The sequence below is a fragment of the Providencia xihuensis genome, assembly GCF_041953405.1.
Classification (GTDB): domain Bacteria; phylum Pseudomonadota; class Gammaproteobacteria; order Enterobacterales; family Enterobacteriaceae; genus Providencia; species Providencia vermicola.
On the sequence record NZ_CP169565.1, the window covers coordinates 3600542 to 3627366 of the forward strand.

Consider the following 26825-nt stretch of genomic DNA (forward strand, 5'->3'; position numbering starts at 1 on the left):
CGTCTATCACGTGGCGGCATTTCCCCCTTCAAGGGTTAAGACAGATGTACAAACTTTTTCAAGTAACGCTTTGTTATGACTAAAAATAATCATTCCTAAGGGGCGTGCTTCTGAAAGCTGAATTAGAAACTGCCAAATCTCTTTTTGTAAGTGCGCATCTAACTGCGCAGTAATTTCATCCGCAATTAAAATTTGTGTTCGTGGGTCAAGAGCCCGTAACAATGCAATCCGCGCCAGCTCCCCTCCAGATAACTCAGTAGGCCGTCTCTCCAACCATTGTGGTTTGATAGAAAAGCGTTCAAGCCAGTCTGAGTCAGGTTGCCAAGCATCTCGTAAACTCGCCCCTACCGTCCGGTAGGGATTAAAACTTTTTTCAGGGTGCTGGGGAACAAGTTGAATGGGGCAATAACCTTGCTTAGAAAGTGGCTTTCCCGTGAATAGAATCGAACCATTAGAAGGTGCTTGCCACTGTGCTAAAACGCGACCAAGCGTTGTTTTACCAAAACCGCTGGGTGCAGAGATACCGAGGCGTTCATTCGGCGCAAGGGAAAAACTAAAGTCCCGCCAAAGGGCTTTCCCACCTTGATCAATATTCAGGTTTTTAACTGCTAAAATAGGTTCGATATCCTTCATTTCATTGCCATAAATTGATGTTCTGGTAGTGCATTCCACAAGGATTGCAGCCATTTTCCACCACCGCCTTGTTTTAAGGTTTGGCTACTTAACACATCCTCTAGCGCCCCATTACGCAGTAATGCAACACGGTCAGCAAAACGCACCGCCATGGATAAATCATGAGTAACCCATAAAATACCTCGCCCATCACGGCACAAGGATTTCATATTTTCAAGCAGTTGCAGCGCATGTTCATCATCCAACCAAGACGAAATCTCATCCGCGAGGATATATTGTGCACGGGACAATGTTGCACTGCTTGCCAGTACTCGCTTTGCCATTCCTCCAGATAACTGGCTTGGGTAGCTATTCACCAAATTTTCTTGCAAGTTATATTGCTGAAGATGGCGCGCCACATCGTGCATTTTAATGTGTTGGCCGCTGAGTACTGCAGCCCTTTCAAGCTGAGGACCAATTTGGATCAAGGGATTTAGAGCACTAACCCCTTGAGGTATATAACATAACGAGTTGCCGCGATGCTGTGCCTTGTTTTCTTCCGTCAATGCATTGCCATTCAGACTGATATTTCCTTGGCTGCGCATATTATCTGGCAATAAGCCTAGAACACTTTGTAATAAAAGGCTTTTTCCTTCTCCGCTTCCACCAATCAAAGCGACCATTTCCCCTGGCTGAATATCGAGTGAAATGTCTTGCAGTAATGGTGACCATTGTTTACGCCCTAACCAACGAAATTTTGCGACATCAATAGTCAGCTTATCTAAGCTCAACATGTTGCCCCCTTTAGCCATAGCTGCGCCGCGGCTTTTGCAAATTGGTCAAATAACAACACTAACCCCATCAAAGCGACACCGGGAAACACCACCAGCCACCACGCCCCTGTACTGAGATAACGTAGTGCATCTGACAATAAAATACCCAATGAAGGTTCATGTGGCGATAGCCCAAAGCCAAGGAAACTCAGTGCCGCACTGTGAAGTACCGCGTGTGGGAACATCAACAACGTACCGACCATCCACTGCGGTAAAATCATGGGTAAATAATGGTAACGCCAACGGTAAACGGCACTATTGCCAATACGCTGGGATAGCATGATGTAATCCGCCTGCTTCACTCGCAGTAACTCGGAACGCAAAATCAGGGTAAGCTTAGGCCAGTGAGTGAGCGCGACCGCCCAGATTACCCCCATTTTTCCGCCGCCCAAAGTAAAGCAAATTAGTACGAGTAACAAAAGATGTGGCAATGCTAATAGTGCATCAATGACGCCGCGTACCGCGTAATCCATCACTTTGCTCACGGAAGACAACCCGGCCATCACTAAAGCGATAAACCCACTGGATACAGCCGCAATCAAACCAATTTGTAAGCTAGTCGCGACGCCTTGGAATGTTCTTTCGAAGAGGTCTCGGCCTAAATTATCCGTACCAAATAAATGAGCCCAAGAAGGGGCAAGCCGCCTATCCAATAGGTTCATTTCAATGTCGGCAGATGACAACCACACGGCATAGCTCGCTAAAATAACCAATAACGTTAGTGAGATAATTAATTTAAATAGCGCTCGATTTGGGTTGTAGGTCATGCGTCTCTCATCACTCCCTTATTCACTTTTTTCAATAAGACATCGGCAACCGTATTACTGAAAAAAATCAGAGTGGCACACAACATCACAATCCCCATCAATAAGGGGATATCGCCTCGTAAACCCGCATCGATGGTCGCTTGCCCCAGCCCTGGGTACGCAAACACTTTCTCAGCAAGAAGCGCCCCACTGAGCAATTCGCCCACAGACGCGAACTGCAAACAAATGGCTGGGGTGATAGCATGTTTAAGTACATGAAAACCTATCATTGACCAACCTTTATCCCCTTGCGCTTGGGCGTAATGAATAAACTCGCTGTTCATTACTTCCATTACTTTTGCTCGGGTGTGTAAGGCAATATTCCCTACGCCCAACATCCCTAACGCAATCACAGGTAAAACAAGGTGATGAAGTTTTTGGGAAAATGTCGCCGTTTCTTCATCTAAACCAATCGGCCATGCACAGCAAATCGGCGCCCACTGCAATGACACCGCAAACAGCGAAAGCAGTAATAATCCGACCCAAAATACAGGGATAGATGCTAATAGGTAACTAAGGGTTGAAATCAGCTTATCTGGCCAGCTGTTGAGATAACGCCCTGCGACTAAGCCCAACACAAATCCAACAATACCCGAAAAAAGCCAAGCACAGATAAGCAGTGCTAACGAGGGAACAAGGCGATCCGCTATCACTTGCACAACGGGGGTGTTGTACAACATGGAATAGCCCATATCCCCTTGTAACATTTGTGAAAACCAGCGCCAAAATTGCACCCATAGCGGCTGGTCAAGCCCCCAGCGAGCCGCAATTAAGGCGTATTGCTCGGGGGGGACATGCAATAAATCATTACCGATATAGGCTTTTATTGGGTCGATAGGCGAATAGCTTAACAGGATAAAGATCCCTGCCGCTGTCACAGTCAACAAACAGATAAAACGCAATAAAAGCCCAAGAGTCGTTCGCATTACTGGCAAGTCCATGCCCATTCATCAACGTTATTTAACACTGACCAAGAGCCGTGAATTTCAGGCGCACTGGTGCCTAAATCCACACAATTATTCAGCAAATAAATATGTTGTAAGTTCATCAACCAAGCCCATGCGGCATCCCCTTTAATGCCCACGCCCGTTGTGCCATTCCAATCCACTTTTTGCCATAACGGGATAGCCGCATTTTGGTCTGGTTGGCGCAGTGCTTCTTCAATTAACTCATCAACCGCTGCATTTTTATAATAACCTGGATTATAGAAACCAACGCCTGCGGCTTTACTACTGTAGTTATGGACAATTTCCATTGGGTCTAAGCTGCCCCAACCGAACAAGGTTGGGTTGGCGTGCATATTGCGCTCAACGGTTTCCCAACTTCCCGATTTTAAATCCATTTCGATGCCGATAGGTTTTAAGCTTGAGCGGATAGCCTGGGCTAAATCACGGCGTGTGGTATCACCGCTGGCATACCAGAGTGTCAGTTTTGCCACTTTGCCGTCTTTTTCACGCAGGCCATCTTTATTCAGCTTCCAGCCCGCCTCTTCTAAAATAGATTTGGCTTTTTCGGTGTCGCCATCTTTAAAGGCGGAATCAGGGCTATTCCACGGTAGTCCTGCCACACCTGTATAAGCGGGAACAGCAAAACCTTCGAGGACAGATGCGGCTAATAATTTACGGTCAAAAGCGTAGTTAATCGCCTTACGCACCGCAACATCAGAGGTAATATCATTCCCCACAGGGTTACCCTGTGCATCTTTTCCACCTGCTGGTGGAATTGGGAAGGAAATACCACGGTTTTCCACACTATAGCGCTCCACTAACTTCATGTTTTTGACGTTATTAGCATTGGCAGCCACCGCTGCGGGAATACGGACAATTTCCAGCTGGTTACTTTGTGCCGCAGCAAAGGCCGCATCTTCATCAAGGAAGACGAAAACCATTTTATTGAAATCATTTTTTGGCCCAGCGTAGTACGGGTTTTGCTCAACAATTAATTGCTGCCCTGGCTGGAACGCCACTAAACGGTATGGTCCTGCGCCAATTGGGTTATGCGCATAGGTTTTTGCATCGTATTTATCAGCACAAACAATCCCAAGGGAGCCTAATACATTGATAAAAGTACTTTGTGGAGAAGATAAGGTGATTTTGACGGTTAATGGGTCAATTTCCTCAGCTTTTGCAAAGTTACCCATATCCACTTTGCCGCCGCTCGCAGCGGCATTATTGTAGGTAAATACTACATCTTTTGCAGTTAATGGCGAACCATCTGAAAATTTCAATCCTTTTTTTAGCGTTAATGTCCACTCTTTCCCATCGGCATTGTGTTGGTAGTTTTCCAGCATATAGCTGTGCCATGAAAGGTCGGCTTTTTGTTTGAGTAATGGGCTGTGTAACAGAAGGTAGCTGCCGTGGCTCCACCCGAGCATTGGGTCAAAACCTTCAGTCGGTTCTGCGCCAATCGCTAAACGTAATGTTTGTGAATGAGCTGGTTCTGCGGCCTGTGATGGCAGCGTCAGCCCCATTAAACACATAGCCGCAACGATATTTTTAATCATACATCCCTCGATAGTTTGGTTTTATTTTTATCACTAAATAAAAATGAAACATCATCAGGCAGTTAATGATATTGGTAACCATTAATTGCCGCTATTGGTGAGATATTCACTGTGCGTAGAGTAACAATGTTTAGTTATATTAAATTTTAAACCACGCTTTCTACGTTCTATATCAATAGAACTTCGAATTTAATGAATAATTCGTAAAAACTCAGCCCCTTTTTGATTTACCTTAATAAATCAAAAAGTAAAATTTACGCTTCCACGTCTTTATCAAATTCAATAGGCGTGGAGTTTAACGATAAATCAGTTATAAAAGACCGGTCATTAGACTGCCTTGATTGCAACCGAAATTGCGATGGCGTCATGGCGTATTTTTTCTTAAATACATCACAAAAATAGGCATTGCTACCAAACCCACATCGATGGCTAATTTGAAATACCGAATAATTTGAGAAGGTTAAATAATTTAATGCCATTCCCATTCGCACATCCAATAATAATTGGCGGAATGATACCCCTTCTCGATTAAGGTGCCTACGCAACGTCGATGGTGTGGTAAATAAGACCTTAGCAACATCCTCTAAGTGCCATTTTTTCTGCGGTTCTTGGGTAATTAAATGGGTAATGGCTTGGTTTTTCGGCTCATCATAATTAAAGCGGAAAATGTTGAGAATATCGACGCCCGCTTGGTATATCGCCAGTAAAATAAAGTACAGGCTTTGCTTCATTAACAACGCTTCTTGAGATTGGCTTTGTTGTTTTAATGGTAAACATTGCTTGAGCAAACTGAAATTATCACTGACCGTTTCAGGGGTTAATACCTGAAACGTGGGAACGTGGCTCGTTAGCGGCGCGCCTGACTTCATTAAGGTCTTTAATAATAAAAAGACCGATTCTAACTCTGAGTCCGCAATCGACAGTGTGTGCAGCTCAATCGATTGATTAGATGCGCACTCCATATTGCAGGAGACTTGGCTGTATTTTGGAATAATGAGCGTCAAATTAGACTGAACATCAATAGATTGACCATTAATCACCACATTCCCTTTCGCTCCTTGCAGCATGGCTATCATCGCGCTTTCAATATAAAACGCTTTTAACACCATTTGGCTTGATGAAAGAAAATATTTATATTCCATAATCTCAATAAACTTTGGTCAAAGTCAGAAATCATCTGCTAGAAAAAGCAGCTTGATGGGCAGACAGAAATACAGCCATTCAGATAAATAGCAAATAATTACGCTAGTTAATGGCTTCCGCTACCTTGCTAGAATGCGGCTCAGAATATAGTCCTGTTAAGTAAAAATCGCAATATAGAGATCCGCTCATTTTTTACTGTTATTTTATGCATTGTGCATTTTTCTAAATAAATTGCTATTTAATTGAAAGGCAATTTTCGATAGAAGGTGTAAAATCGCGCGTCAGATGAATACGAGCCTATAACGCATCATTATAGATAATTATTTTTCGTGTTCATTCACATCCTACCCTACTTGCATTGGCTTATACCACTTAGGGGCTGTTTATCTTTGCTGCTGATTTTTACAGCTAAAAAAGGTCAAAAAAAACAATTCAAAAAATAGATAAAAGTGTGTCAATCAAGCTGACTTATTATTTGAGTTAAGTATTGTGCATAAATACTGCCCTACGGGTTCGATTAAAGCACGTTTCACTCATTTGATGCGACGTTGAGAGACTCTTGCCTAAAATGGCTTTAATTCGAATAAAAATTGACCATCAAAGATAAACAGCCCCTAAAGCCCAAACCATTCGGTGAGGGGTATAACTAAACATGTTCGCGTATTGTTCATTACCTGATTTGCAGGAGAAAGTATGTCTGAGTTTTCAGGATCAGGTTGGTTAGCTGAGATTTTTTTACGCTATGAACTCAAACGGGGTACAACACGCCTGACCGATAAACAACATATCGGCCCTTTAATGGTGCAAAGGCCATTTTACCCCGAACCAAGGGTTGCCCACACCTATTTACTTCATCCCCCTGGTGGTGTGGTGGGTGGAGATAAACTCCTGATTAATATTGACGTGCAGCCGTATGCCCATTCACTGCTGACCACCCCAGGTGCGACCAAATTTTATCGCAGCGCAGGCGGTATTGCCCGACAAGTACAGAATTTAACGGTTGCCGCTGAGGGCTTTTTAGAGTGGCTACCGCAGGAAAATATTTTTTTCCCTGATGCACAGGTTAGGCTCGAAACCCATATACACGTCGCTGCATCATCAAAATTTATCGGCTGGGAAATCCAATGTTTAGGCCGCCCTGTTTTGGGGGAATGGTTTGAAAATGGCGATGTGCGTGGGCGCTTTAATTTTTACATTGATGACACCCTCACGCTGACTGAATCCCTGTTTATCGATGGCACACAAAAACAGTCTGCTGTCATGCGTGAGTTTCCCATGATGGGGTCGATGTACATTTACCCTGCCAGTGATGAATTAAAAGAAAAAATCCAACAACATTTAGGTGATTTTTTATCCCCAACGGATAGCCCCATTGAGTATGGGCTAACGGATGTGGATGGCATTTTAGTTTTACGATTATTAGGCACGCAAACTGAGCCGATGATGGCCTGTTTTGCCCATATTTGGCAAACCACGCGGCAGTATTGGCTAGGTTATTGCCCTGAACCTCCCCGTATTTGGGCAACATAAATTTTTCGTTTTAGGAGCAAAAATGGAACTCACCCCAAGAGAAAAAGATAAGTTATTGCTTTTTACCGCAGGCCTTGTCGCTGAAAGGCGCTTAGCCCGTGGGTTAAAACTGAATTACCCAGAAGCCGTTGCCCTAATAAGCTGCGCCATTATGGAAGGCGCACGTGACGGAAAAACGGTCGCCCAACTAATGAGCGAAGGCAGAACGGTGCTCAGTGCGGAGCAAGTCATGGAAGGCGTGCCTGAAATGATCAAAGACATTCAAGTGGAATGCACATTCCCTGACGGCACAAAACTTGTGTCCATTCACGACCCAATTGTATAGGTGGCAATATGATCCCCGGTGAAATTAAAGTGAATCAGGCTTTAGGCGACATCGAACTGAATGCGGGTCGTGAAACCAAAACCATTCAAGTGGCAAATCATGGTGATAGACCGATTCAAGTCGGCTCTCATTACCACTTTTATGAAGTGAATGATTTTTTGAAATTTGAACGAGACGGCACGCTCGGTTTTCGTTTAAACATCCCTGCGGGTATGGCGGTGCGTTTTGAACCTGGCCAAAGCCGCACGGTGGAATTGGTGGCATTTAGCGGTAAACGAGAAATTTACGGCTTCCATGGCAAAGTCATGGGTAAATTAGAGAGTGAGAAATAACCATGAAAACCATCTCACGGCAAGCGTATGCGGATATGTTTGGGCCAACCCAAGGCGACCGTGTACGCTTAGCAGATACAGAACTGTTTTTAGAAATAGAAAAAGACTTCACCACCTATGGGGAAGAAGTCAAATTTGGTGGCGGTAAAGTCATTCGTGATGGTATGGGGCAAAGCCAAGTCACTAGCGATAAATGTGTCGATGTGCTGATCACCAACGCCATTATTTTAGACCATTGGGGCATCGTTAAAGCCGATATCGGCATCAAAAATGGCCGTATTGCAGGTATTGGTAAAGCGGGTAACCCTGATGTACAGCCGAATGTGGATATCGTGGTTGGTCCTGGTACAGAAGTGGTCGCGGGTGAAGGCAAAATTGTCACCGCAGGCGGCGTCGATACCCACATTCATTTTATTTGCCCGCAGCAAGCCGAAGAAGGCTTAGTTTCTGGTGTCACCACCTTTATTGGTGGTGGAACAGGCCCTGTCGCAGGCACTAACGCCACAACGGTCACACCGGGCATTTGGAATATGTACCGCATGTTAGAGGCCGTAGATGAGCTGCCAATTAACGTGGGGCTATTTGGTAAAGGCTGCGTAAGTCAACCCGAAGCCATTCGTGAGCAAGTGACCGCAGGCGCAATTGGCCTGAAAATTCACGAAGACTGGGGCGCAACCCCGATGGCAATCCACAACTGCTTGAATGTCGCCGATGAAATGGACGTGCAAGTGGCAATTCACTCCGACACCTTAAACGAAGGCGGCTTCTACGAAGAAACAGTAAAAGCCATCGGTGGGCGCGTGATCCACGTGTTCCATACAGAAGGCGCAGGGGGCGGTCATGCCCCTGACGTGATCAAATCCGTTGGGGAGCCAAATATTTTGCCCGCCTCGACCAACCCAACCATGCCGTACACCATCAATACAGTGGACGAACATCTGGATATGTTGATGGTGTGCCATCACCTTGACCCGTCAATTCCTGAAGATGTGGCCTTTGCTGAGTCACGTATTCGCCGTGAAACCATTGCCGCAGAAGATATTTTGCATGATATGGGCGCGATTTCCGTGATGTCCTCGGACTCCCAAGCCATGGGGCGCGTAGGTGAAGTGATTATGCGCACGTGGCAATGTGCCCACAAAATGAAATTGCAACGCGGCACGATGGAAGGCGATACCCCAGACAGCGATAACAACCGTATTAAGCGCTACGTGGCGAAATACACGATCAACCCTGCGTTAGCCCATGGTATTGCTCATGAAGTCGGGTCGATAGAGAAAGGCAAATTAGCCGATATCATCCTATGGGACCCCGCATTTTTTGGCGTCAAACCTGCGCTTATCATGAAAGGTGGCCTTGTGGCGTATGCGCCAATGGGGGATATCAACGCCGCCATTCCAACGCCGCAACCTGTGCATTACCGCCCAATGTATGGCGCTCTCGGTAAAGCGAAGTACCAAACCTCGATGATTTTTATGTCAAAAGCGGGGATTGAGGCGGGCGTCCCCGAAAAGCTTGGCTTACAAAGCTTAATCGGCCGTGTTGAGGGTTGCCGCAATATCAGCAAGGCCTCCATGGTGCACAACAGCTATGTGCCGCATATTGAGCTAGACCCTCAAACCTATATTGTTAAAGCCGATGGCGTACCGCTGGTGTGTGAGCCAGCCACTGAGTTGCCAATGGCACAACGTTACTTTTTATTCTGACCCCTGATTAAGAGCCAGAAAATGAAAAAATTTATTAAAGTCGTTCCACCAGAACAACAGACAAACACTGAATTGTCCCTATGCTTAACCATGGATGAACGCACCAAAAGCCGCTTAAAAGTCACCTTAAGTGATGGGCAAGATGCGGGGTTATTTTTACCCCGTGGCACCATTTTAAAAGAAGGGGATATTTTAGCGACAGAAGACGGTGAACAGGTCGCCATTATCGCGGCAAAAGAGCAAGTTTCTACCGTTTACAGCGATGACCCTCTGTTACTGGCACGGGTTTGTTACCACTTAGGTAACCGCCATGTTCCTCTGCAAATTGAAGCAGGCTGGTGCCGTTATTTTCACGACCATGTTTTAGACGATATGGCGCGTGGATTAGGTGCAACGGTCAGTGTGGGTCTGGAAAAATACCAACCAGAACCAGGGGCTTATGGCGGTTCATCGGGTGGTCATCATCACCATCATCATGACCACGATGATCACCATCACCACCACTAATCAGATTCAGGGAGTGTATCGATGCTAGCGGATTTGCGTTTATACCAATTAGTCAGCCCGTCCTTACCTGTGGGGTCATTTACCTATTCCCAAGGGCTAGAATGGGCGATTGAAAAAGGCTGGGTGACAACGCCAGACACCCTCGCCAGTTGGCTAACAGCACAAATGACTCACGCAATCGCGACATTGGAACTCCCTGTTCTGCGGCAAATTCACGCCAATCTTTCACGCTCTGATTGGCAGCAAGTGACTTATTGGTGTGACTTTATTATTGCCAGCCGTGAAACCAAAGAGCTTCGCCAAGAAGAGCGCCAGCGAGGCATTGCCTTTGCCCGCTTGCTCCCCCAACTGGCGATTGAGCTTGATGCCACGGCATTAGCGTGCGTGAAAAAAACACAATTAATGGCCTTTGCCCTTGCCGCCACGCATTGGAACATTGACGTTGAAAAGCTGTGCACCGCCTACACGTGGGGCTGGCTGGAAAACACCGTGATGTCTGGCGTGAAATTAATTCCACTGGGTCAAAGCGCGGGGCAACATATTTTGTTTACCCTTGCCGAACGTATCCCTGAAATTGTGGCGCAATCTGCCACATGGACGGTTGATGATATCGGCAGTTTTACCCCTGCACAAATCATTGCCAGCAGTCGGCATGAAACCCAATACACTCGACTTTTTCGTTCATGAGAAAACACACAATGCAAGAATATAACCAACCCCTGCGAATTGGTGTCGGTGGCCCTGTTGGTTCAGGGAAAACCGCCCTATTAGAAGTTTTATGTAAAGCGATGCGCGATACTTACCAAATTGCCGTCGTGACTAATGATATCTATACCCAAGAAGATGCCAAGATCCTTACCCGTGCCGAAGCATTAGACGCCGACCGCATTATTGGTGTGGAAACAGGCGGCTGCCCGCACACCGCGATCCGTGAAGATGCCTCCATGAACCTTGCGGCCGTTGAAGAGCTGGCAATGCGCCACAAAAATCTGGATATTGTATTTGTGGAAAGTGGCGGCGATAATCTGAGCGCCACATTCAGCCCAGAGCTGGCGGACTTAACCATTTATGTTATCGACGTCGCAGAAGGCGAAAAAATCCCACGTAAAGGCGGCCCAGGGATCACCCATTCCGACTTATTAGTGATCAATAAGATTGACCTCGCTCCCTATGTTGGCGCGTCATTGGAAGTGATGGAAGCCGATACCGCCAGAATGCGCCCAGTGAAACCGTATGTTTTCACGAATTTAAAGAAACAAGTCGGCTTAGAAACCATTATCGAGTTTATTATCGATAAAGGCATGTTAAGGCGTTAATCGCTTTCGCCACAGAGAATAGGCTTATCTAGCCTGATTTTCTGTGGTTTTTATCCATATTCACTTCATGCTATACCTGATTCAGTAAAACAGAATGGGTACCGGTGAGAGGTTTACCAAACACACCGTAAAGCCCTGTCGTTCAGGCTGGGGAGGATGTCAATGAAGCTCAGAAGCTAATAACCGGATATATGATCGCATATTACAACCGAGTCAGGCCTCATCAATAGAGTAATGGATTCACGCCCAATAAATCTGAACGACTATTTTGGAAAAACTCGAAAACAGTGGCCAAATTTTATTGACCACTGCACGTTTATTTTATGGGAAATCAACTTATTGCTGATATTAATTTTTAACTTTTTCTGTTAAATCATCACTATAGGTTTCTTTCGTAGCACAGACGCAAGCTATTGTCACTAAAGCCATGCACGCTAAAAATGCAGAGATAGGCCATGAATTCCCCCCCGACCATACCAGTAAAAGCGTTGCAATCATTGGAGTAAGTCCACCCACAACATTTGCGAGTTGGAAACCTAAAGACACACCGGTATACCTGACTTTTGTATCAAACAACTCAGAGAAAAATGCGGGTTGTACACTAAACATCATTCCTAATCCGACCGAATAACAGAATGAGGTGGCGAACATAAACATTTTAACGGAGCCGCTATCAATCATCCAAAATAAAGGAAAAGCAAAGATAAAAGTAATTGTGGCACCCGCTAAATAAACAGGCCGACGCCCGATTTTATCCGATAACCAACCAAAGAATGGGAAGGTAAAAATGCCACAAAAACTCGCTAGCAATAAACCGTTTAATGCTGTTTCACGAGTGAAATCTAACTCACGAGTCACATACGACATGAAAAATGCCACAGTTAGCCACCCTAACACAATTTCCCCCATGCGCATGCCCATGGCTAGAAATACAGATTTACGGTAATGCTTTAATACTGTTAATACTGGGTATTTTTGTTCTTTTGTTTGGGTTGTTTCTTGTTGGCGTTGGTTTTCTTTAAACACTGGGGTTTCTTCAATATTTGCTCGGATATATAACCCAATAAATAATAACAAAATACTCACTAAGAAAGGCATTCTCCAACCCCAGGACATTAAATCATCCTCTGGCAACATGACAACTAAAGCAAAAACTCCCGTTGCAATAAACAACCCTAATACATTCCCTAATTGAACAAAGGTACCAAAAAAACCTCGACGATGACGTGGCGCATATTCCGTAATTAGTGTTGTCGCACCTCCCCACTCACCTCCGATGGCAAAACCTTGGCAAAGACGTAGAAAGATTAAGAGTAACGGAGCCGCATTTCCTATCGATTCATAAGAAGGGATTAATCCAATGCAAAAAGTGGATATTCCCATAATCATCAACGAAATCACCAACGATTTTTTACGGCCTATTTTGTCTCCATAGTGACCAAAAACGATGGCACCAATAGGACGACTCACAAACGTGATAGACAACGTTAAAAACGAAACGATCAATGCCATTAACGGCGATAAATTTGGGAAAAATAGTGTTGGAAAAACTAATGCCGCTGCTGTGCCATAAATAAAAAAGTCATAAAACTCAATGGTTGTTCCTGCTAGTCCTGAGCCAAGAACGGTAACAAGCTTACGTTGCTGCTTTTTTTCTTGTTCACTTTCTTCATGTACCTGAGCTGTACTTGTCGTGGGTGTTAGTAGTGTCATTTTCAAATCCTCTACACGGTGATTATCGGTGTGCTTGCATTCGTTATATTATGTAAATATTTTGTTGTTTGCTAACTCGAGTTAGCTGATAATAGCAAAGGATATGATTGCTCAAAGTTATTATTTATAATTTTGTGATGACGATCTTTTAATCTCTTATACTGCTTTGATTTATAAATCAAAAATATTTTATTCATTAATATAGCATTATATTTTCACTGATTTCATACAAAAAATTGAAGGTGAGCAAACTCAGTCCAACAACTCAAACGAACACAATAGAAGAAAATTAAACAAATCATTAACATTCTAAAGATGTCAAAATAAAACCAAGCTCTTCGAAAAATAATAGATATAAAAATAAACACTTTAATTACAATTAGTTAAAAAACCAACCATGATGTTCATCACATATTTAGTTTAAACAAATTGTGTTACACAACCAATAATAATATTTTGCTAACTCGAATTAGCACACTTGACACACTCAGCATTTATCATCAGGAGAGCTTCCTATGTTGACTTTTACTCCCCCTAACCGTCCAAAATTAATAACAACTCAACCCAATGAAGTATTATTGGTGACAAATGCTGACTTACGCGAACCTGCGAATGTGACCTGTTGGCCCACGCAGTCTCTGTATGAACAGCGCTTAGCCGATGCGCTAAACACCCTTGGCTACCAAGTCAAACGGGCGCACCCCGTGGATAAAGAAAGAGGACATGGGTTCATCAGTAACCAGCGAGAAGGAAGTGATATTTTTGCGCAAATAGCACCTGATGCCCCCGTTATTGTGTTATTAACGGCATGGCAATATTCACACCATATTGCCCCTTCATTAGTCCATCATCGCGGCCCAATTTTATTGTTAGCCAACTTTGATGGCACATGGCCAGGGCTAGTTGGTATGCTGTGTATGGCGGGTTGTTTAACAAGTTTAGGCTGCCATTATTCACGGTTGTGGTCTGAAACATTCACTGATGAATTCTTTATGAAAGGATTACAGACGTGGCTTGATGATGGTTTTCTCAATCATAAATTGGATTATTTATACCCGCTAAAAGCAACTGATGCCGTTATGGGAACCCCTGAGGGCAAAATCGGCCGTGAAATGGGCCAAGCCATGTTGCGTGATAAAGCTATTATTGGTTTATTTGATAGTTTTTGCATGGGGATGATTAATGGTGTTTTCCCACAAAAATCAATGATTGATATTGGAATGCCGATTGAATCCTTATCTCAATCCGCCTTGCTAGTAGAAATGCAAAAAGTACCACAATCCCTACGAGAAGCATGTTTGGCATGGTATCAATCCCAAGGAATGACATTTAAATTTGGCACAAACCACAGCAACGAATTAACCCGTGATCAAGTATTAGAACAGTGTGCCATGATGATTGCGATGGCTCGGTTCACAAAAAGATTTGGTTTAAGCGCTGTTGGGGTGCAATACCAACAAGGCTTGAAAGATAGTTGTGCTGCTTCTGACTTTGCAGAAGGCGCTATCGGTAACTCTGCACGCTTCCCTATTCCCGATGAAAACGGTGAAATCATTGCTCCAAACTTGCCTATCACCTGTATTAATGAAGTGGATATGGGTAGCGCTATTCCGCAAGTCATTATGGCTAAGCTATTGCAATCATTAAATATTGCTAGTGAAACAACATTACATGACATTCGTTGGGGAAGCGAGTATGAAGGCACTTTCTATTGGGATTTTGAAATTTCAGGCGCAGTTCCATTTGCACACCTAAAAGGCGGTATTGCTGGGGCAACAGGTTATCGTCAGCCGCCAATGTTCTTCCCTTTTGGCGGTTCCACAATCGCAGGGCAAGGGAAAAAAGGCCGCTTTATCTGGGCTCGTGCCCACTATGAAGGGCTCCAAGTGGTTATGCATATTGGGACTGGTACCGCCGTTGAACTTCCAGATGCCGAATTTGAACGCCGCCGCTTAGCAACAAACTATGAATGGCCATTATTAAATGCTGTACTTGATGGTGTTTCCCGTGATTCATTAATGGCGGGGCATCAAAGTAACCACCTGTCGATTGCCTATGTTGATGAGGACGTTTTAGGTAGCGTAGTCCAAGCCTTTGCAGCACAAGCGATGACGCAAAATATTCATGTGTTGATTGCTGGGGATGCCCGTCGATATTTTATCCATCAATAAATAAAAAAATAAGGAACATGTTATGACTGACCCTCTTTTCTCACTACAAGATAAAATAATTATTGTCACCGGTGGATTAGGGCAACTTGGCGTACAGTACGTCAAAGCCCTGCATGAGCGTGGAGCCAAGGTTGCTGTATTAGCAACCCACGTTACACAAGTGCGTCTGACTCAGGTATTAGGCTCATTGAAAGACTCTCCTCGCATCGCATGCTATGAAGTTAATATTACAGATAAATCAAGTATTAATGGCGTATTAGATCGCATTGAATCTTCATGGGGAACACCTGATGGTTTAGTGAATAATGCAGGTATCGATACCCAACCAAGCGCGCCACCTGAAGTATCAGGCCCATTTGAAGATTTTCCAGAAGAGGTTTTCCGTGAAGTAGTTGATGTAAATCTCGTCGGAACCTTTTTGATGACCCAGCAAGTCGGAAAACGCATGAGAAAGGCACAAAAAACTGGGTCCATCGTCAATATTGGTTCGATTTATGGTGTTGTGTCACCTGTTCAAGATATCTATAGCTATAAAAAGGAGGATACGGGTATTCCTTTTATTAAGCCTGTTGCCTATGCAGCCGCAAAATCAGGTATCTATAATTTTACCCGTTATTGTGCAACTTATTGGGGGAAAGAAGGTATTCGAGTGAATACATTAACGCTTTCTGGCGTTGCTCGGCAGGATCAAGATCCACGATTCCAAAAAAATTACACTGACCGCATTCCAATTGGTCGCATGGCTAATCCCGATGAATTTAATGGTGCTATTGTCTTTATGCTTTCTAACGCATCTTGCTATATGACTGGCGCAAACCTTGTTATTGATGGAGGCTGGACAGCATGGTAAATCAACAGCAAGACAAATGGGCTAAATTTCGCGGGATTATGTCTGCCATTGTGACCCCAATGCATGACAACGAAGATATAAATACGACAGCATTAGCCATGCTTGTGGAGCACCAAATCGCCCGTGGTGTTGAAGGGTTTTATTGCTGCGGGTCATCTGGTGAAGGTCCACTGTTACATTTAGATGAACGAAAACAAGTCCTTGAAACCATTATCACTAGTAGTAAGGGAAAAGTGCCTGTCATTAGCCACATTGGAGCCCCGAGAACTCAAGATGCCGTCGAATTAGCAAAACACGCGCAAAGTGTGGGGGCGAGTGCCGTTTCTTTAGTCCCTCCTTACTATTATAAATACAGTAATGAAGCGATCATTCGGTATTACCAACGTATTTTAGATGAAACATCGCTGCCAGTTATTTTGTATAACATTCCTCAGTTTACAGGGGTCGAGCTAGACCTTGAAATGGCAAAGACGTTATTTAGCAATGAACAAACATTGGGGGTGAAGCATACCTCTCACAACCTTTACGCCTTAGAACGTATGGTGGATAAGCACCCTGAAAAAGTTTTCTTTAATGGTTTTGATGAAATTTTTCTTTCCAGTTTGGCGGCAGGGACCACGGCAACAGTGGGGACAACCGTGAATATTCAGCCTGAACTTTTTCTCGCGGTTCGCCACTGTTTTGCTAAAGGGGATTTTTTCACTGCACAAAAACTGCAGCATCAAATCAACGATGTCGTTGAAACCATGGTCAATAACGGTATTTTTCAATCAACAAAATACTTGGCAGGACTAGAGCTCGACTATTTAGGCCCTGTAAGAGAACCGTTTATCCCACTGAATGTACAACAAAAACAAGCACTCGATAGCTTGAATTCCCGTTTACAAGAATATATCCACGCAGCACGTGCCTTAATCTAGTGAATCAATGAGCCCTTATTCTCGGGGCTCAGTCTCCCTTAGATATTCCTAGCGACCGATAAAGGCCGATAAATTAACGTCATTGGCACTGTTATTTTCACATTGCTCTTATCACCTTGAAGCTTATTTTGCATTAGATGAAAGGCATGTTGTGCCCATGCATCTTCATTCTGCCCCATGGACCAAACCGCATTTGGTAAAAAACCGAGCATGTCGCTTTCATCAAAAGTACCTATCGGAATTTCCTGAGGAATAAACCCATAAACCTGACGGAGTGCGCTCAATGTCCCTTCTAAGATAGGCAATGACGAAGTAATGAAAGCGGAGGGTGGTTGCTTATTTTTCTTTAAGAATTCATGCATTAAATGTTGCCCATCTTCTTTACGATTATGGCGCGCAGTTAAAACCCAGCTCTGCCGCTCTGGCATTTCATTTAAATAACCTTGTAAACGGCTCTGAATTGACGGTTGTTGGGTATCACCCGCAATAAAAAATAAAGGCTCAACGTTGACGGCCTTTTTAATGGACTGAACTAATGTTTTACTACCGCTATAGTTGTCACTTAGCACCAAAGGAACGTCCATTTCGCCGAAGTCTCGGTCTAAAAATATAATAGGCCGCTTACGGGCTAATTTTCGATGATGTAGCTGAGTTTCTAAAGAAGAAGGGACAATAAATAACCCATCAACATTGCGTTCTAACAAGCTCCGAACGACTTCTTTTTCGTGTTTAGGGTCACTATAAGAACAAGCAATAATCAGCTGATATCCTGCTTTTTGACAACAGGTTTCAAGTTTTTCAGCTAAAGTTGAGAAAAATAAATTCGATAACCGAGGAACAACAAGAGCAAGCGTGTCAGTTTTGTTTAGTTTCAAACTGCGAGCCGCGTAATTAACCACCAGTCCATGGGTTTCAACATAAGACTGAATCCGTTCTTGGGTCGCTTTGCTAATACGGTATTGCTCCGCTTTTTGACTTAAAACTAACCGAACCGTCGTCACTGATAGGTTTAAATCGTTCGCAATTTGCTCAACAGTTTTTGCCATAAGTTCGCTATAATCATTTATAAATAAATTTAAGTATAAACTAATTCGAGTTAGCAATATAGACTAGGCATACAACTGTTAAACTGAGTGCACGAAAAAACACATAAATAACCACGCACGCTGACACCTTCCTTTTGAGCAAAACAAGTCAATATACTGACGATAACAGCAATTGAGTATAAGGGTGCTTTGGTTGCGTAAAAATCGCATCAACGCTGCCCATTTCCACAATTTTTCCTGACTTCAGTATCACAATCCGGTGGCTAATATGCTGTACCACCCCCAAGTCATGGGAGATAAACACCATCGCCAACCCCAGCTTTTGCTGTAACGAAGACAACAAGTCCAACACTTGAGCTTGCGTCGTCACATCAAGGGCCGAGACAGGCTCATCACAAACGAGGATATCGGGTTCACAGGCCAATGCTTGGGCAATTGAGATACGTTGCCGTTGCCCGCCAGACAATGAGGCGGGCCTACGTTTCAATAGCTGACTATCGAGCGAAACTAAAGATAACAGTTCATTTATTCGCTGTTGTTTCTGCACAGCGGTGAGTGTCGAATGCAGTTCAAGCGGCTGCAACAGCACTTGCTCCACCGTATGTTGCGGATCAAAAGAACTTAATGGGTCTTGCACAATCGTTTGAATTCGCGGACGAAGCGCTCTACGCTGACGCTCTTTTAGCGTACTCCACGGCTGGTTAAGTAACTCAATACGGCCATTATTCGGTGTTTGCAATGCTAAAATCAGTTTGCCTAATGTCGTTTTGCCTGAACCTGATTCGCCAACAATACCGAGTGTTTCCCCCCTTTTAAGGGTCAAGGAAATATTATCAACCGCCTGTAATTTTTGCCCATTTGGTAATCGAAAAGCACGAGAGACCTGCTCAACGGATAACACCGTATCAGGTTCTGCCCCCACTGATGATGAGGTCGCGGGTTCTGACCAATTTGCTAGAGGATCACGCCCTGTCAGCCAAGTTCCTCGTGAATGCCGGGTAGGCACAGATGACAATAATTTTATTGTGTAAGGGTCCTGGGGAGATTTAAGCACCTGGTGAACATCCCCACTTTCTCGCGGCCGCCCATGCTGCATCACTATCACTCGGTCGGCGATATCGGCGACGACCGATAAATCGTGAGTGATTAATAAAATGCCAATCCCTAACTGCGCTAATGATTTAAACTCTTCCAATATTTGCTTTTGAATAGTGGCATCCAACGCAGTCGTCGGTTCATCCGCAATTAATACCCGCGGTTGTCCCGCCAATGCAGATGCGATTAGCGCCCTTTGACGCAACCCACCCGATAATTCATGGGGGTACATTTGTGACCGATTAAGGGGGTCAGGTATTCCAACCATCTCGAGTAAGGCGTTAACTTTTTGGGGGATTTCGCTACGTGACGCTAATCGATGAGCCAGTAGTGGCTCTGCAATTTCTTGACCTATTTTGCGTAAGGGATCTAAAGACGTCAGAGCATCTTGTAACACAAAACCAATTTCTCGTCCGCGTATCTTTCGCCAATTAGATTGGCTTTGATGGCGTAAATCAATTTCGTGGCTTGCCCCTTGAGGGTCAGTGTGAAGCAGTGCTAAGCGTTTAGCAGAGACCTCTGCGTTATCCCCCGTAAGGCCGACTAACGTGCGAGCTGTTACGGATTTTCCTGAGCCCGATTCCCCAACTAATGCAATAATTTCCCCCGCATGTAATGTAAAAGAGACCCCAGAAACTGCGTGAAAATTTTCATTTTGCGATAAAAAACGCACATGCAAGTCTTCAACCTGCAAAACCGCTCGGCCTTGTTCCGTGATGTTAGGATTCATTAAAATTCACCTCGCGCAATCAATCGCTGTATGCGTCTTCCCATCAATGTAATGGTGATCACTGATAATGCAATCACCGTTGCTGGCATTAAACTTATCCATGGCGCACTGTCTAAATAGTTTCGGCCATCCGCAAGTAAAGCCCCCCATTCTGCGGTTGGCGGGGTAACTCCCAACCCTAAGAAACTCAATGCCGAAGCGGCTAACACCGCATGACCAACACCAATGGTGGCTAATATGAGTAACGGGCGCAGTGTATTGGGAATAATATGTCGAAAAATAATACGGTTTGCTGGCATTCCGAGTGCAACAGCATGCTCAACATAACCAGAGGATTTCACCAGTAAGACTTGCGAACGGACTAGGCGCGCATAGCCTGCAATTGCCGCAATCCCAACCGCCAGCAATGTATTTTCGGGCCCACGCCCTAATACCGCTATCACTAATAACGCCAGCAATAAATCTGGAAAAGCCAACATGATATCGAGTAAACGCACCAGTGGTGTACGGATAAACCTCGGGGTCAATACAGCCGCATTGCCTAGTAAGATGCCGCCTAAACATGCAATTAATGTGGCACCTAAACCAATACTGAGTGATAGCGAAGTACCATAAACCACCCGTGTATAAACATCTCGGCCTAATTGGTCTGTGCCAAACCAGTGTTCAGTACTCGGAGGTTGCAAAATAGCCGTTAAATCAACCTCATCCGGTGCATAATGAGTAAACCAAGCTGGGAAAAACATCGCGAGCAACAATATCGTCAACACCATACTTGGTAACAATAGGCCACGATATTTCATGACAAATTGGGAGAGCACCCGCGGCCGCGCCACATTGATTCCATATACATCACTACTCATCAGATAGCCTCCTGTTTACGTAAGCGAGGGTCGATTAACAAATAAAGGCCATCAATCAATAAATTAATCACAACAAATAAAAAAGCAGAAAACATAACGAGCCCAAGTACCAACGGCATATCCCGGTTTTCGATGGCGCCTAACATAATTTGACCAATGCCCGCTCGCCCAAAAACCGTCTCCGTTAATACAGAACCTCCCAGTACCGACGCTAGCAATGTGCCGGTTAAGGTTGATATAGCCAATGCCGCATGGCGCAAGACATGACGAGCCCGTAGCATAAGTTCACTGACTCCCCGCATCCTAACCGTCGTGGCAAAAGGCTGAGCTAATGCTTCTTCCATACCATCACGCAGTACCTGACTTAACACAGCAATTAACGGTAGACTCAACGTAATCACTGGCAATACCAGTGATATCACCCCTTGATTGCCGGTGACAGGAAACCACTGCAATGAAAAACTAAAAATACTGAGCAGTAAAATACCAATCCAATACACTGGGGTACTCAGTAAAATGAGTTCTAAACCAACAATCAGGTCTTTCGCTTGATGCCGACGTCCTGCGGTTAAAACGGCATTAATAATCGAAACCAATAACGCAAAACCTAATCCGCCCAATGCTAAAGGCAAGGTCTCTTTTAACCCATTACCAATCACTGAAATAACAGGTTGACGGTATAAATAACTCTGACCTAAATCCCCTATCAATGCATGCCCTGAATAACTTATGTATTGCTGCCACAAGGGCTTGTCTAAACCAAATTGATGAATAATCTCCGCTCTGACGGTTTCATCAACTACCCCTTCGCTACCCGTTATGACACTAACTGGGTCACCCGGTATAAATTTAACCACCGCAAAAGAGAGTGTTGCCGCGCCCCAAAGCACGGCAATAATCATCAATAAGCGATAGCTAACTAACCGGAACTTATGGTTTAATCCATGCATCATAGAAATTCGGCTTCGCATTAGTCGCCCAGTTAATACCCTGAACTTGTTTAGAGACACCAAGCTGATAAGCTGGGATATAAAGTGGTACAACATAAGCTTGGTCAATAATTTCACGTTGGATTTCATGATATAGACGCTCCCGCTCTGCATCATTCGTTCCTACCGCCTCAGATAATTGCTTATCCAATGTATTCACACGAGCGTGGTTGTTACCTTGTGGTGGCGTAAACGCAGAGTGGAATGCGGTACGCAAAATATCGGGTTCAGGGCGAACAAAGAAGTTTGATGCAATATCATAATTACTCGTCGCCGTGCGCTCATTGAATACCCCCGCATCAACAGGGTCAAATTGCAGGTTAAAACCCGCTTTTTTGGCCTGCTGCTGCACCGCTTGGAATAAGGTGACGTCTGCGGCTTCTACGTTAGTGGGTACATAGGTAAAGCGCACAAGAAGCTGTTGGCCATCTTTCGTGCGATAGCCCTCTTTATCTCGCTGGCTCCAACCCGCTTCATCTAATAAGCGCCCTGCTTTTTCTGGGTCATAACCCCATAAGTTACGTACAGATGGGTCGTAATACAGCGTTGCTGGCCCTAACACATTATCGGCGGCACGCAATGAACCAAAAAAGGCCGCATTCACCGCGACAGAAGGGTCAATAGCACTTTGGAATGCCTTACGTAATTTCACATCTGAAAATACGCCCTTACCTGTATTCAAATACAATACGCGGTTAACACCAGGATTTTCATAAGTGATCACATTCAGTTTGGGGTTATTTTTAACTTGCTTAAAATTCACCGGAGGAACCGCATCAATGGCTTGAATTTGACCGCTGTTTAGCGCACCCAAACGAACCGAGGCTTCTGGCAAATATTTAAATTCAATGTGATCTAAATACGCGGGGCCTTGATGGGTCGCATAACCGGGCCCCCAATTATAGTCAGCACGCTTGGTTAACTTGCTGCCGCTCCCCTTCACAAATGAATCTAAAAGGAATGGCCCCGAGCCCACCAAAGTGAAACTGGTATTTGGGGTATTCTTCAAATATGTCGGCGATTGAATGCCAAGGTACGGTAAGCTTAAGCCTTGTAGTAACGGTGCAAATGGTTCGTCATAGCGAATCACCACCGTATACTCATCGGGGGTAGTAATGGAAGTAATGGGACCTAATAATGATTTTGAATAATGGGAAATTGTTTTAGGGTCTAAAATACGCTCAAAATTGTACTTAACCGCCTCTGCATTAAACGGCGTGCCATCACTAAACGTGACATCTTTGCGTAAATGGAATACATATTCTTTATTGTTATCGTTGATTTCCCAGCTGTCCGCTAGCCACGGTGTAAAGCGGTTGTCCTCTGCTTGGCCCACTAATGAATCTAGCACATTTCGTGACACCACAGCGGCAACTGAATACGCTGTCAATGATGGATCAATAATTGGAGTATCACTGCCTAAGCCCACGGTTAGCGTTCCACCACTGACGGGGGTTTCTGCTGCGGCAAAACTTAAAGGTGCTGCCAATAGACTCAGTGCAACGGTGGCCGTTGTTAAAATATTGGCATTGTTTTTTTCAAAATAGGTATGTCGTTTACTCATCCTTTATTCCTTTTCAAATGGTCGCCGCATAAATTGCGTTAGCTCTACTCTATGAATAGGAATTTAAAGAGAGAAAGAATAAAAAAAACTGAGTTATTTATTTTAATTATAAGGCAATTAAAAAACCGACCTAATTAATTACAATCAAAAACTCATTTAATACAATAAAATCATGTAAACTCAACTTATATCCATTAATTATAGTTAACTAAAAATAGTTATATATCATTTTCATCATTGATTAAATTTGTATTTTCTATTTTAAACGTCTATTCCCCCATAACCAGAAGAAATTATCAATCAACAATAAACCCAAAGCAACAAATTGATAAGTAAACATTTTTATATTTTATAAAGATTCAACAACCCTCAATGAATTATATTACCTCAATTAACATTCACACTTTCAATATAACTTATATTTTTTAATTCTTATCGTTTTATAACCACGGTGATATTTTATGAAAAAATCATCTTGTTAAATAAATTTAGTTATAAGGCAGAACAAAATGGCCTCACATCTTATCGACTTTATATTAATTGGTAATAACTTTGGCACTGAAGAAATGCGTCATGTTTGGTCGGAACATAACCGATTAAAAAGCCAAGTAGCGGTTGAAGTGGCACTGGCGAAAGCCGAAGGCGAACTCGGTTTGATCCCTACAGAGGCGGCGCAATATATCGAACAACACGCAGATGCAGATAAACTAAATATTGAAGAAATTGCGAGCCAAGGCGCGCAAATGAAGCATTCCTTAATGCCAACATTGATCGCGCTGCAAAAACAATGTGGTGAGGCGGGTGAGTACATTCATTATGGTGCAACCACGCAAGATATTGTGGATACCGCCACCATGCTACAGCTAAAGAGCGCATTTAATATCATCGAACGTGATGCAAAAGCACTCGTTACCGCTCTAGCCAATAGCGCCAAACGCTACCAAAACACGCCGATGGTTGGCAGAACCCATGGTATGCAAGCACTTCCAACAACTTTTGGTTTTAAAGTTGCCGTTTGGTTAGATGAATTTTTACGCCATCACCAACGCCTAAATGAAATTAAATCACGCGTATTAACCGGAAATATTAGCGGCGCTATTTGTACTTATGCCGCATTTGGCGAAACAGGCCCCGCTGTCGAAAAACGCACATTGGATATTTTAGGGCTAAGCACCCCGACTATCGGGTGGCAATCTGCGCGCGACAGGTTCAGTGAGTTTGCCTCTGTTTGTGCCTTAATCAGCGGCACTTTAGGGAAAATCGGGAACGAACTATACAACCTAATGCGTACTGAAATTAATGAAATTGAAGAGCCATTCTCTGCGGGGAAAATTGGTTCTACTACCATGCCTCATAAGCGTAATCCAGCAGCATTGGAAGGCTTGGCGAGTTTGACACACCCGCTACTCAAGAGTGTGTCACTTATTTATGAATCCATGCATGTTGAACATGAAAGAGATGCCATGAGCTGGCGCGCTGAGTGGATAGCCTTACCTGAAATTTGTATCTACCTCTCCGCTCAGTTGAAAAATGCCCTTGCGGTTATTGAAGGTGTCACCGTCAACGAAAAGCAAATGCGCCGTAACCTTGACCTACAAGGTGGCTTATTACTGTCGGAAAAAGTGATGTTCGAATTAGGCACCAAAATTGGTAAACAAACCGCACACCACATTGTGTATGAGTGCGCGATGCAAGCCTATGAAGAGCAACGTACATTTAAAGACGTATTACAGGCCAATGAGCAGCTAGCTGGATTCATTTCTGAGCAAGAACTCGATGCATGGTTAGACCCGATTAACTATTTGGGTTCAGCACCTCAAAAGGTTGACCAAGTGATTGCCCACGCGAAAACACTCGGTTTATTAGCGGATTAAGAACGAGGTCGTTATGTACCAATACCGTCAATTACTGGCTACCGATGCAACTGCGTTTTACCAATTACTTCATCATGCTTACGCAGAAATTAAGCATTTGGGTATTCGTTTTGATGCGGCGACCGCTGATTTAGCCGCGATGACTCAACACCTCAATAACCACGCCGTTTATGGGATGTTTGAAGACGGTATTTTAATTGCCTCCGTCACCTTGCGTTACCCATGGAGCAAGCAACCCGGCCCATTTGGTTTACCTCATATTGGCTGGTTTGCAACCGCACCAACACATCGAGGCCAACAACTGGGTAAAAAAATATTGGCTTGGTTTGAAGATAACATTTTATCACAACAACTGCGTGCGCCAGCTTATTCACTGGGTACGGCACAAAGCCACCCGTGGTTAGTGGATTACTACCAATCTTTAGGCTTTCAGACTGTTGAAAAAAGGGACTTAGGCAAAGGCCACATCACTATTTTTATGCGAAAAATCATTGATCAACAACGTTATACACAATGGTTAGCAATTTCTAATCAACCGGAGAAAACACGATGAAAAAATATATTACGCTGATCGCAGGTCTCGTCGCGGCAACGACTTTGCTGACCGCTTGTGATAACAAAACAGAAAAAACGTCTGAAACACAATCTAGCCAAGAACTACGTATTGGTGCCACGGGGCTCAGCTTCCCCAGTGCCTATAAAAAGGATGGTAAGCTCACGGGTTTTGACGTTGAACTGGCAGAAACCATTGCGAAAGATCTCAATTATAACATTGTTTGGGTCACCTCTGACTTTAGCGGCTTAATGGGTCAACTTGAGGCGAAAAAGCTCGATACTGTCGCGAATGTAGTGTCAATTACACCTGCTCGCCAAGAAAAATACGACTTCACCGCACCTTATAGTTATTACGGCAGCCAGCTCGTGACCAATAAATCAAATGAAGACATTAACACTGTCGATGATTTAAAGGGGAAAACGATCGCTGGGGTTTTAGGTTCTAACCACCTTGTAAACTTGAAAAAAGCCTTTGGTGACAATGGTGTCACGATCCGCACCTATGAAAGTCGTGACGCAGCTATGAATGATGCGATTAACAACCGCGTTCAAGCTTACGTCAACTCGCGCCCTATCTTATTAGCCGAAATCAAAGAGAACAACCTGCCATTAAAACTGGTCGGGGAGCCTTTAGTGATTGAAGCCGTCGGTTTCCCTTTCCAAAAAGATGAAAAAGGGAAAGAACTGAAGGCGGCATTTGATAAAGAGCTAGAGGTATTACGCCAAGATGGCCGTTTAAAAGCACTGTCAGAAAAATACTTTGGTGAAGATATCACCGCTAAAGCAGCCAACTAATTAGTCTAGGCGCTGACCGGCCTTTGGGAACTCAGGCCGGCCAATAT

25 protein-coding genes and 1 pseudogene are annotated in these 26825 nt (G+C 44.1%); 14 read left to right on the top strand and 12 right to left on the bottom strand.

Features of this window, described 5'->3' with window-relative positions:
* Nucleotides 1-6 precede the first annotated feature (6 nt).
* The 6 genes from ACE2AL_RS16195 to ACE2AL_RS16220 form a co-directional block, all read right to left on the bottom strand.
* Nucleotides 7-615 carry an ATP-binding cassette domain-containing protein gene (locus ACE2AL_RS16195; protein WP_206083806.1) on the bottom strand — a complete coding sequence of 203 codons (609 nt, stop codon included), beginning with the start codon at nucleotides 613-615 and terminating at the stop codon, nucleotides 7-9.
* Nucleotides 616-629: 14 nt separating this feature from the next.
* A complete protein-coding gene (locus tag ACE2AL_RS16200; RefSeq protein ID WP_206083667.1) occupies nucleotides 630-1406 on the bottom strand; it encodes an ATP-binding cassette domain-containing protein in 777 nt (258 codons plus the stop codon).
* On the bottom strand, nucleotides 1400-2212 hold the full coding sequence (locus ACE2AL_RS16205; RefSeq protein ID WP_206083666.1) for an ABC transporter permease: 813 nt from the start codon (nucleotides 2210-2212) through the stop codon (nucleotides 1400-1402). The genes ACE2AL_RS16200 and ACE2AL_RS16205 overlap by 7 nt, the downstream gene beginning before the upstream one ends.
* The gene (locus ACE2AL_RS16210) at nucleotides 2209-3192 is read right to left on the bottom strand and encodes an ABC transporter permease (RefSeq protein ID WP_375083684.1); all 984 of its coding nucleotides are present in this window, start codon (nucleotides 3190-3192) and stop codon (nucleotides 2209-2211) included. Before ACE2AL_RS16210 ends, ACE2AL_RS16205 begins: the two co-directional genes overlap by 4 nt.
* Entirely contained in the window at nucleotides 3177-4754 is a 1578-nt protein-coding gene (locus ACE2AL_RS16215) for an ABC transporter substrate-binding protein (RefSeq protein ID WP_272574055.1), read from the bottom strand. Before ACE2AL_RS16215 ends, ACE2AL_RS16210 begins: the two co-directional genes overlap by 16 nt.
* Nucleotides 4755-5008: 254 nt before the next feature.
* Nucleotides 5009-5896 carry an AraC family transcriptional regulator gene (locus ACE2AL_RS16220; RefSeq protein ID WP_272539287.1) on the bottom strand — a complete coding sequence of 296 codons (888 nt, stop codon included), beginning with the start codon at nucleotides 5894-5896 and terminating at the stop codon, nucleotides 5009-5011.
* A gap of 694 nt (nucleotides 5897-6590) precedes the next feature.
* On the opposite strand from ACE2AL_RS16220, the gene ACE2AL_RS16225 reads away from it, so the two are divergent.
* From ACE2AL_RS16225 to ACE2AL_RS16260, 8 genes and pseudogenes are all read left to right on the top strand, one after another.
* Nucleotides 6591-7427, top strand: a complete 837-nt coding sequence (locus ACE2AL_RS16225; protein WP_206083662.1) for an urease accessory protein UreD — start codon at nucleotides 6591-6593, stop codon at nucleotides 7425-7427.
* A gap of 22 nt (nucleotides 7428-7449) precedes the next feature.
* A complete protein-coding gene (locus tag ACE2AL_RS16230; RefSeq protein ID WP_206083661.1) occupies nucleotides 7450-7752 on the top strand; it encodes an urease subunit gamma in 303 nt (100 codons plus the stop codon).
* Nucleotides 7753-7760: 8 nt separating this feature from the next.
* Nucleotides 7761-8084 (top strand): urease subunit beta, encoded by a 324-nt coding sequence (locus ACE2AL_RS16235; RefSeq protein ID WP_219244484.1) that lies wholly within the window; start codon nucleotides 7761-7763, stop codon nucleotides 8082-8084.
* A 2-nt stretch (nucleotides 8085-8086) separates the two neighbouring features.
* A complete protein-coding gene (ureC, locus tag ACE2AL_RS16240; protein WP_349415584.1) occupies nucleotides 8087-9790 on the top strand; it encodes an urease subunit alpha in 1704 nt (567 codons plus the stop codon).
* Nucleotides 9791-9811: 21 nt separating this feature from the next.
* The gene (gene ureE, locus ACE2AL_RS16245) at nucleotides 9812-10297 is read left to right on the top strand and encodes an urease accessory protein UreE (RefSeq protein WP_349422067.1); all 486 of its coding nucleotides are present in this window, start codon (nucleotides 9812-9814) and stop codon (nucleotides 10295-10297) included.
* A 21-nt stretch (nucleotides 10298-10318) separates the two neighbouring features.
* A complete protein-coding gene (locus ACE2AL_RS16250; RefSeq protein ID WP_349415583.1) occupies nucleotides 10319-10984 on the top strand; it encodes an urease accessory protein UreF in 666 nt (221 codons plus the stop codon).
* Nucleotides 10985-10995: 11 nt separating this feature from the next.
* Nucleotides 10996-11613, top strand: a complete 618-nt coding sequence (gene ureG / locus ACE2AL_RS16255; RefSeq protein WP_125890373.1) for an urease accessory protein UreG — start codon at nucleotides 10996-10998, stop codon at nucleotides 11611-11613.
* A 164-nt stretch (nucleotides 11614-11777) separates the two neighbouring features.
* Nucleotides 11778-11918 (top strand): annotated as a pseudogene (locus tag ACE2AL_RS16260) (IS3 family transposase); the annotation flags it as partial.
* A gap of 43 nt (nucleotides 11919-11961) precedes the next feature.
* On the opposite strand, the gene ACE2AL_RS16265 reads toward ACE2AL_RS16260, so the two are convergent.
* A complete protein-coding gene (locus ACE2AL_RS16265; protein WP_206083656.1) occupies nucleotides 11962-13326 on the bottom strand; it encodes an MFS transporter in 1365 nt (454 codons plus the stop codon).
* A 515-nt stretch (nucleotides 13327-13841) separates the two neighbouring features.
* Between ACE2AL_RS16265 and ACE2AL_RS16270 the strand changes: the two genes are divergently transcribed.
* The 3 genes from ACE2AL_RS16270 to ACE2AL_RS16280 are packed head-to-tail and all read left to right on the top strand — an operon-like array spanning nucleotide 13842 to nucleotide 17267.
* On the top strand, nucleotides 13842-15497 hold the full coding sequence (locus tag ACE2AL_RS16270; RefSeq protein WP_272574052.1) for a signal transduction protein: 1656 nt from the start codon (nucleotides 13842-13844) through the stop codon (nucleotides 15495-15497).
* Nucleotides 15498-15519: 22 nt separating this feature from the next.
* The gene (locus tag ACE2AL_RS16275) at nucleotides 15520-16347 is read left to right on the top strand and encodes an SDR family oxidoreductase (RefSeq protein WP_206083654.1); all 828 of its coding nucleotides are present in this window, start codon (nucleotides 15520-15522) and stop codon (nucleotides 16345-16347) included.
* The gene (locus ACE2AL_RS16280) at nucleotides 16341-17267 is read left to right on the top strand and encodes a dihydrodipicolinate synthase family protein (RefSeq protein WP_272539282.1); all 927 of its coding nucleotides are present in this window, start codon (nucleotides 16341-16343) and stop codon (nucleotides 17265-17267) included. The genes ACE2AL_RS16275 and ACE2AL_RS16280 overlap by 7 nt, the downstream gene beginning before the upstream one ends.
* A 38-nt stretch (nucleotides 17268-17305) precedes the next feature.
* Here ACE2AL_RS16280 and ACE2AL_RS16285 read toward each other — a convergent pair whose 3' ends face one another.
* From ACE2AL_RS16285 to ACE2AL_RS16305, 5 genes are all read right to left on the bottom strand, one after another.
* Nucleotides 17306-18313: a substrate-binding domain-containing protein gene (locus ACE2AL_RS16285; protein ID WP_375083685.1), complete on the bottom strand. Its 1008-nt coding sequence runs from the start codon at nucleotides 18311-18313 to the stop codon at nucleotides 17306-17308.
* A gap of 148 nt (nucleotides 18314-18461) precedes the next feature.
* Nucleotides 18462-20138: an ABC transporter ATP-binding protein gene (locus ACE2AL_RS16290; protein ID WP_272574050.1), complete on the bottom strand. Its 1677-nt coding sequence runs from the start codon at nucleotides 20136-20138 to the stop codon at nucleotides 18462-18464.
* Entirely contained in the window at nucleotides 20138-20941 is an 804-nt protein-coding gene (locus ACE2AL_RS16295; protein WP_241016817.1) for an ABC transporter permease, read from the bottom strand. The genes ACE2AL_RS16290 and ACE2AL_RS16295 overlap by 1 nt, the downstream gene beginning before the upstream one ends.
* A gap of 59 nt (nucleotides 20942-21000) precedes the next feature.
* Entirely contained in the window at nucleotides 21001-21954 is a 954-nt protein-coding gene (locus ACE2AL_RS16300) for an ABC transporter permease (RefSeq protein ID WP_375083686.1), read from the bottom strand.
* Nucleotides 21932-23554: an ABC transporter substrate-binding protein gene (locus ACE2AL_RS16305; protein ID WP_206083649.1), complete on the bottom strand. Its 1623-nt coding sequence runs from the start codon at nucleotides 23552-23554 to the stop codon at nucleotides 21932-21934. The genes ACE2AL_RS16300 and ACE2AL_RS16305 overlap by 23 nt, the downstream gene beginning before the upstream one ends.
* A 509-nt stretch (nucleotides 23555-24063) precedes the next feature.
* Here ACE2AL_RS16305 and purB point away from each other — a divergent pair.
* Genes purB through ACE2AL_RS16320 form a run of 3 tightly spaced genes read left to right on the top strand, consistent with a single transcriptional unit; the run spans nucleotide 24064 to nucleotide 26778 of the window.
* On the top strand, nucleotides 24064-25428 hold the full coding sequence (purB, locus tag ACE2AL_RS16310; protein WP_206083648.1) for an adenylosuccinate lyase: 1365 nt from the start codon (nucleotides 24064-24066) through the stop codon (nucleotides 25426-25428).
* Between the two features lie 13 nt (nucleotides 25429-25441).
* On the top strand, nucleotides 25442-25981 hold the full coding sequence (locus ACE2AL_RS16315; RefSeq protein ID WP_206083647.1) for a GNAT family N-acetyltransferase: 540 nt from the start codon (nucleotides 25442-25444) through the stop codon (nucleotides 25979-25981).
* Nucleotides 25978-26778, top strand: a complete 801-nt coding sequence (locus ACE2AL_RS16320; protein ID WP_206083646.1) for an amino acid ABC transporter substrate-binding protein — start codon at nucleotides 25978-25980, stop codon at nucleotides 26776-26778. The genes ACE2AL_RS16315 and ACE2AL_RS16320 overlap by 4 nt, the downstream gene beginning before the upstream one ends.
* The last annotated feature ends 47 nt before the right edge of the window (nucleotides 26779-26825 follow it).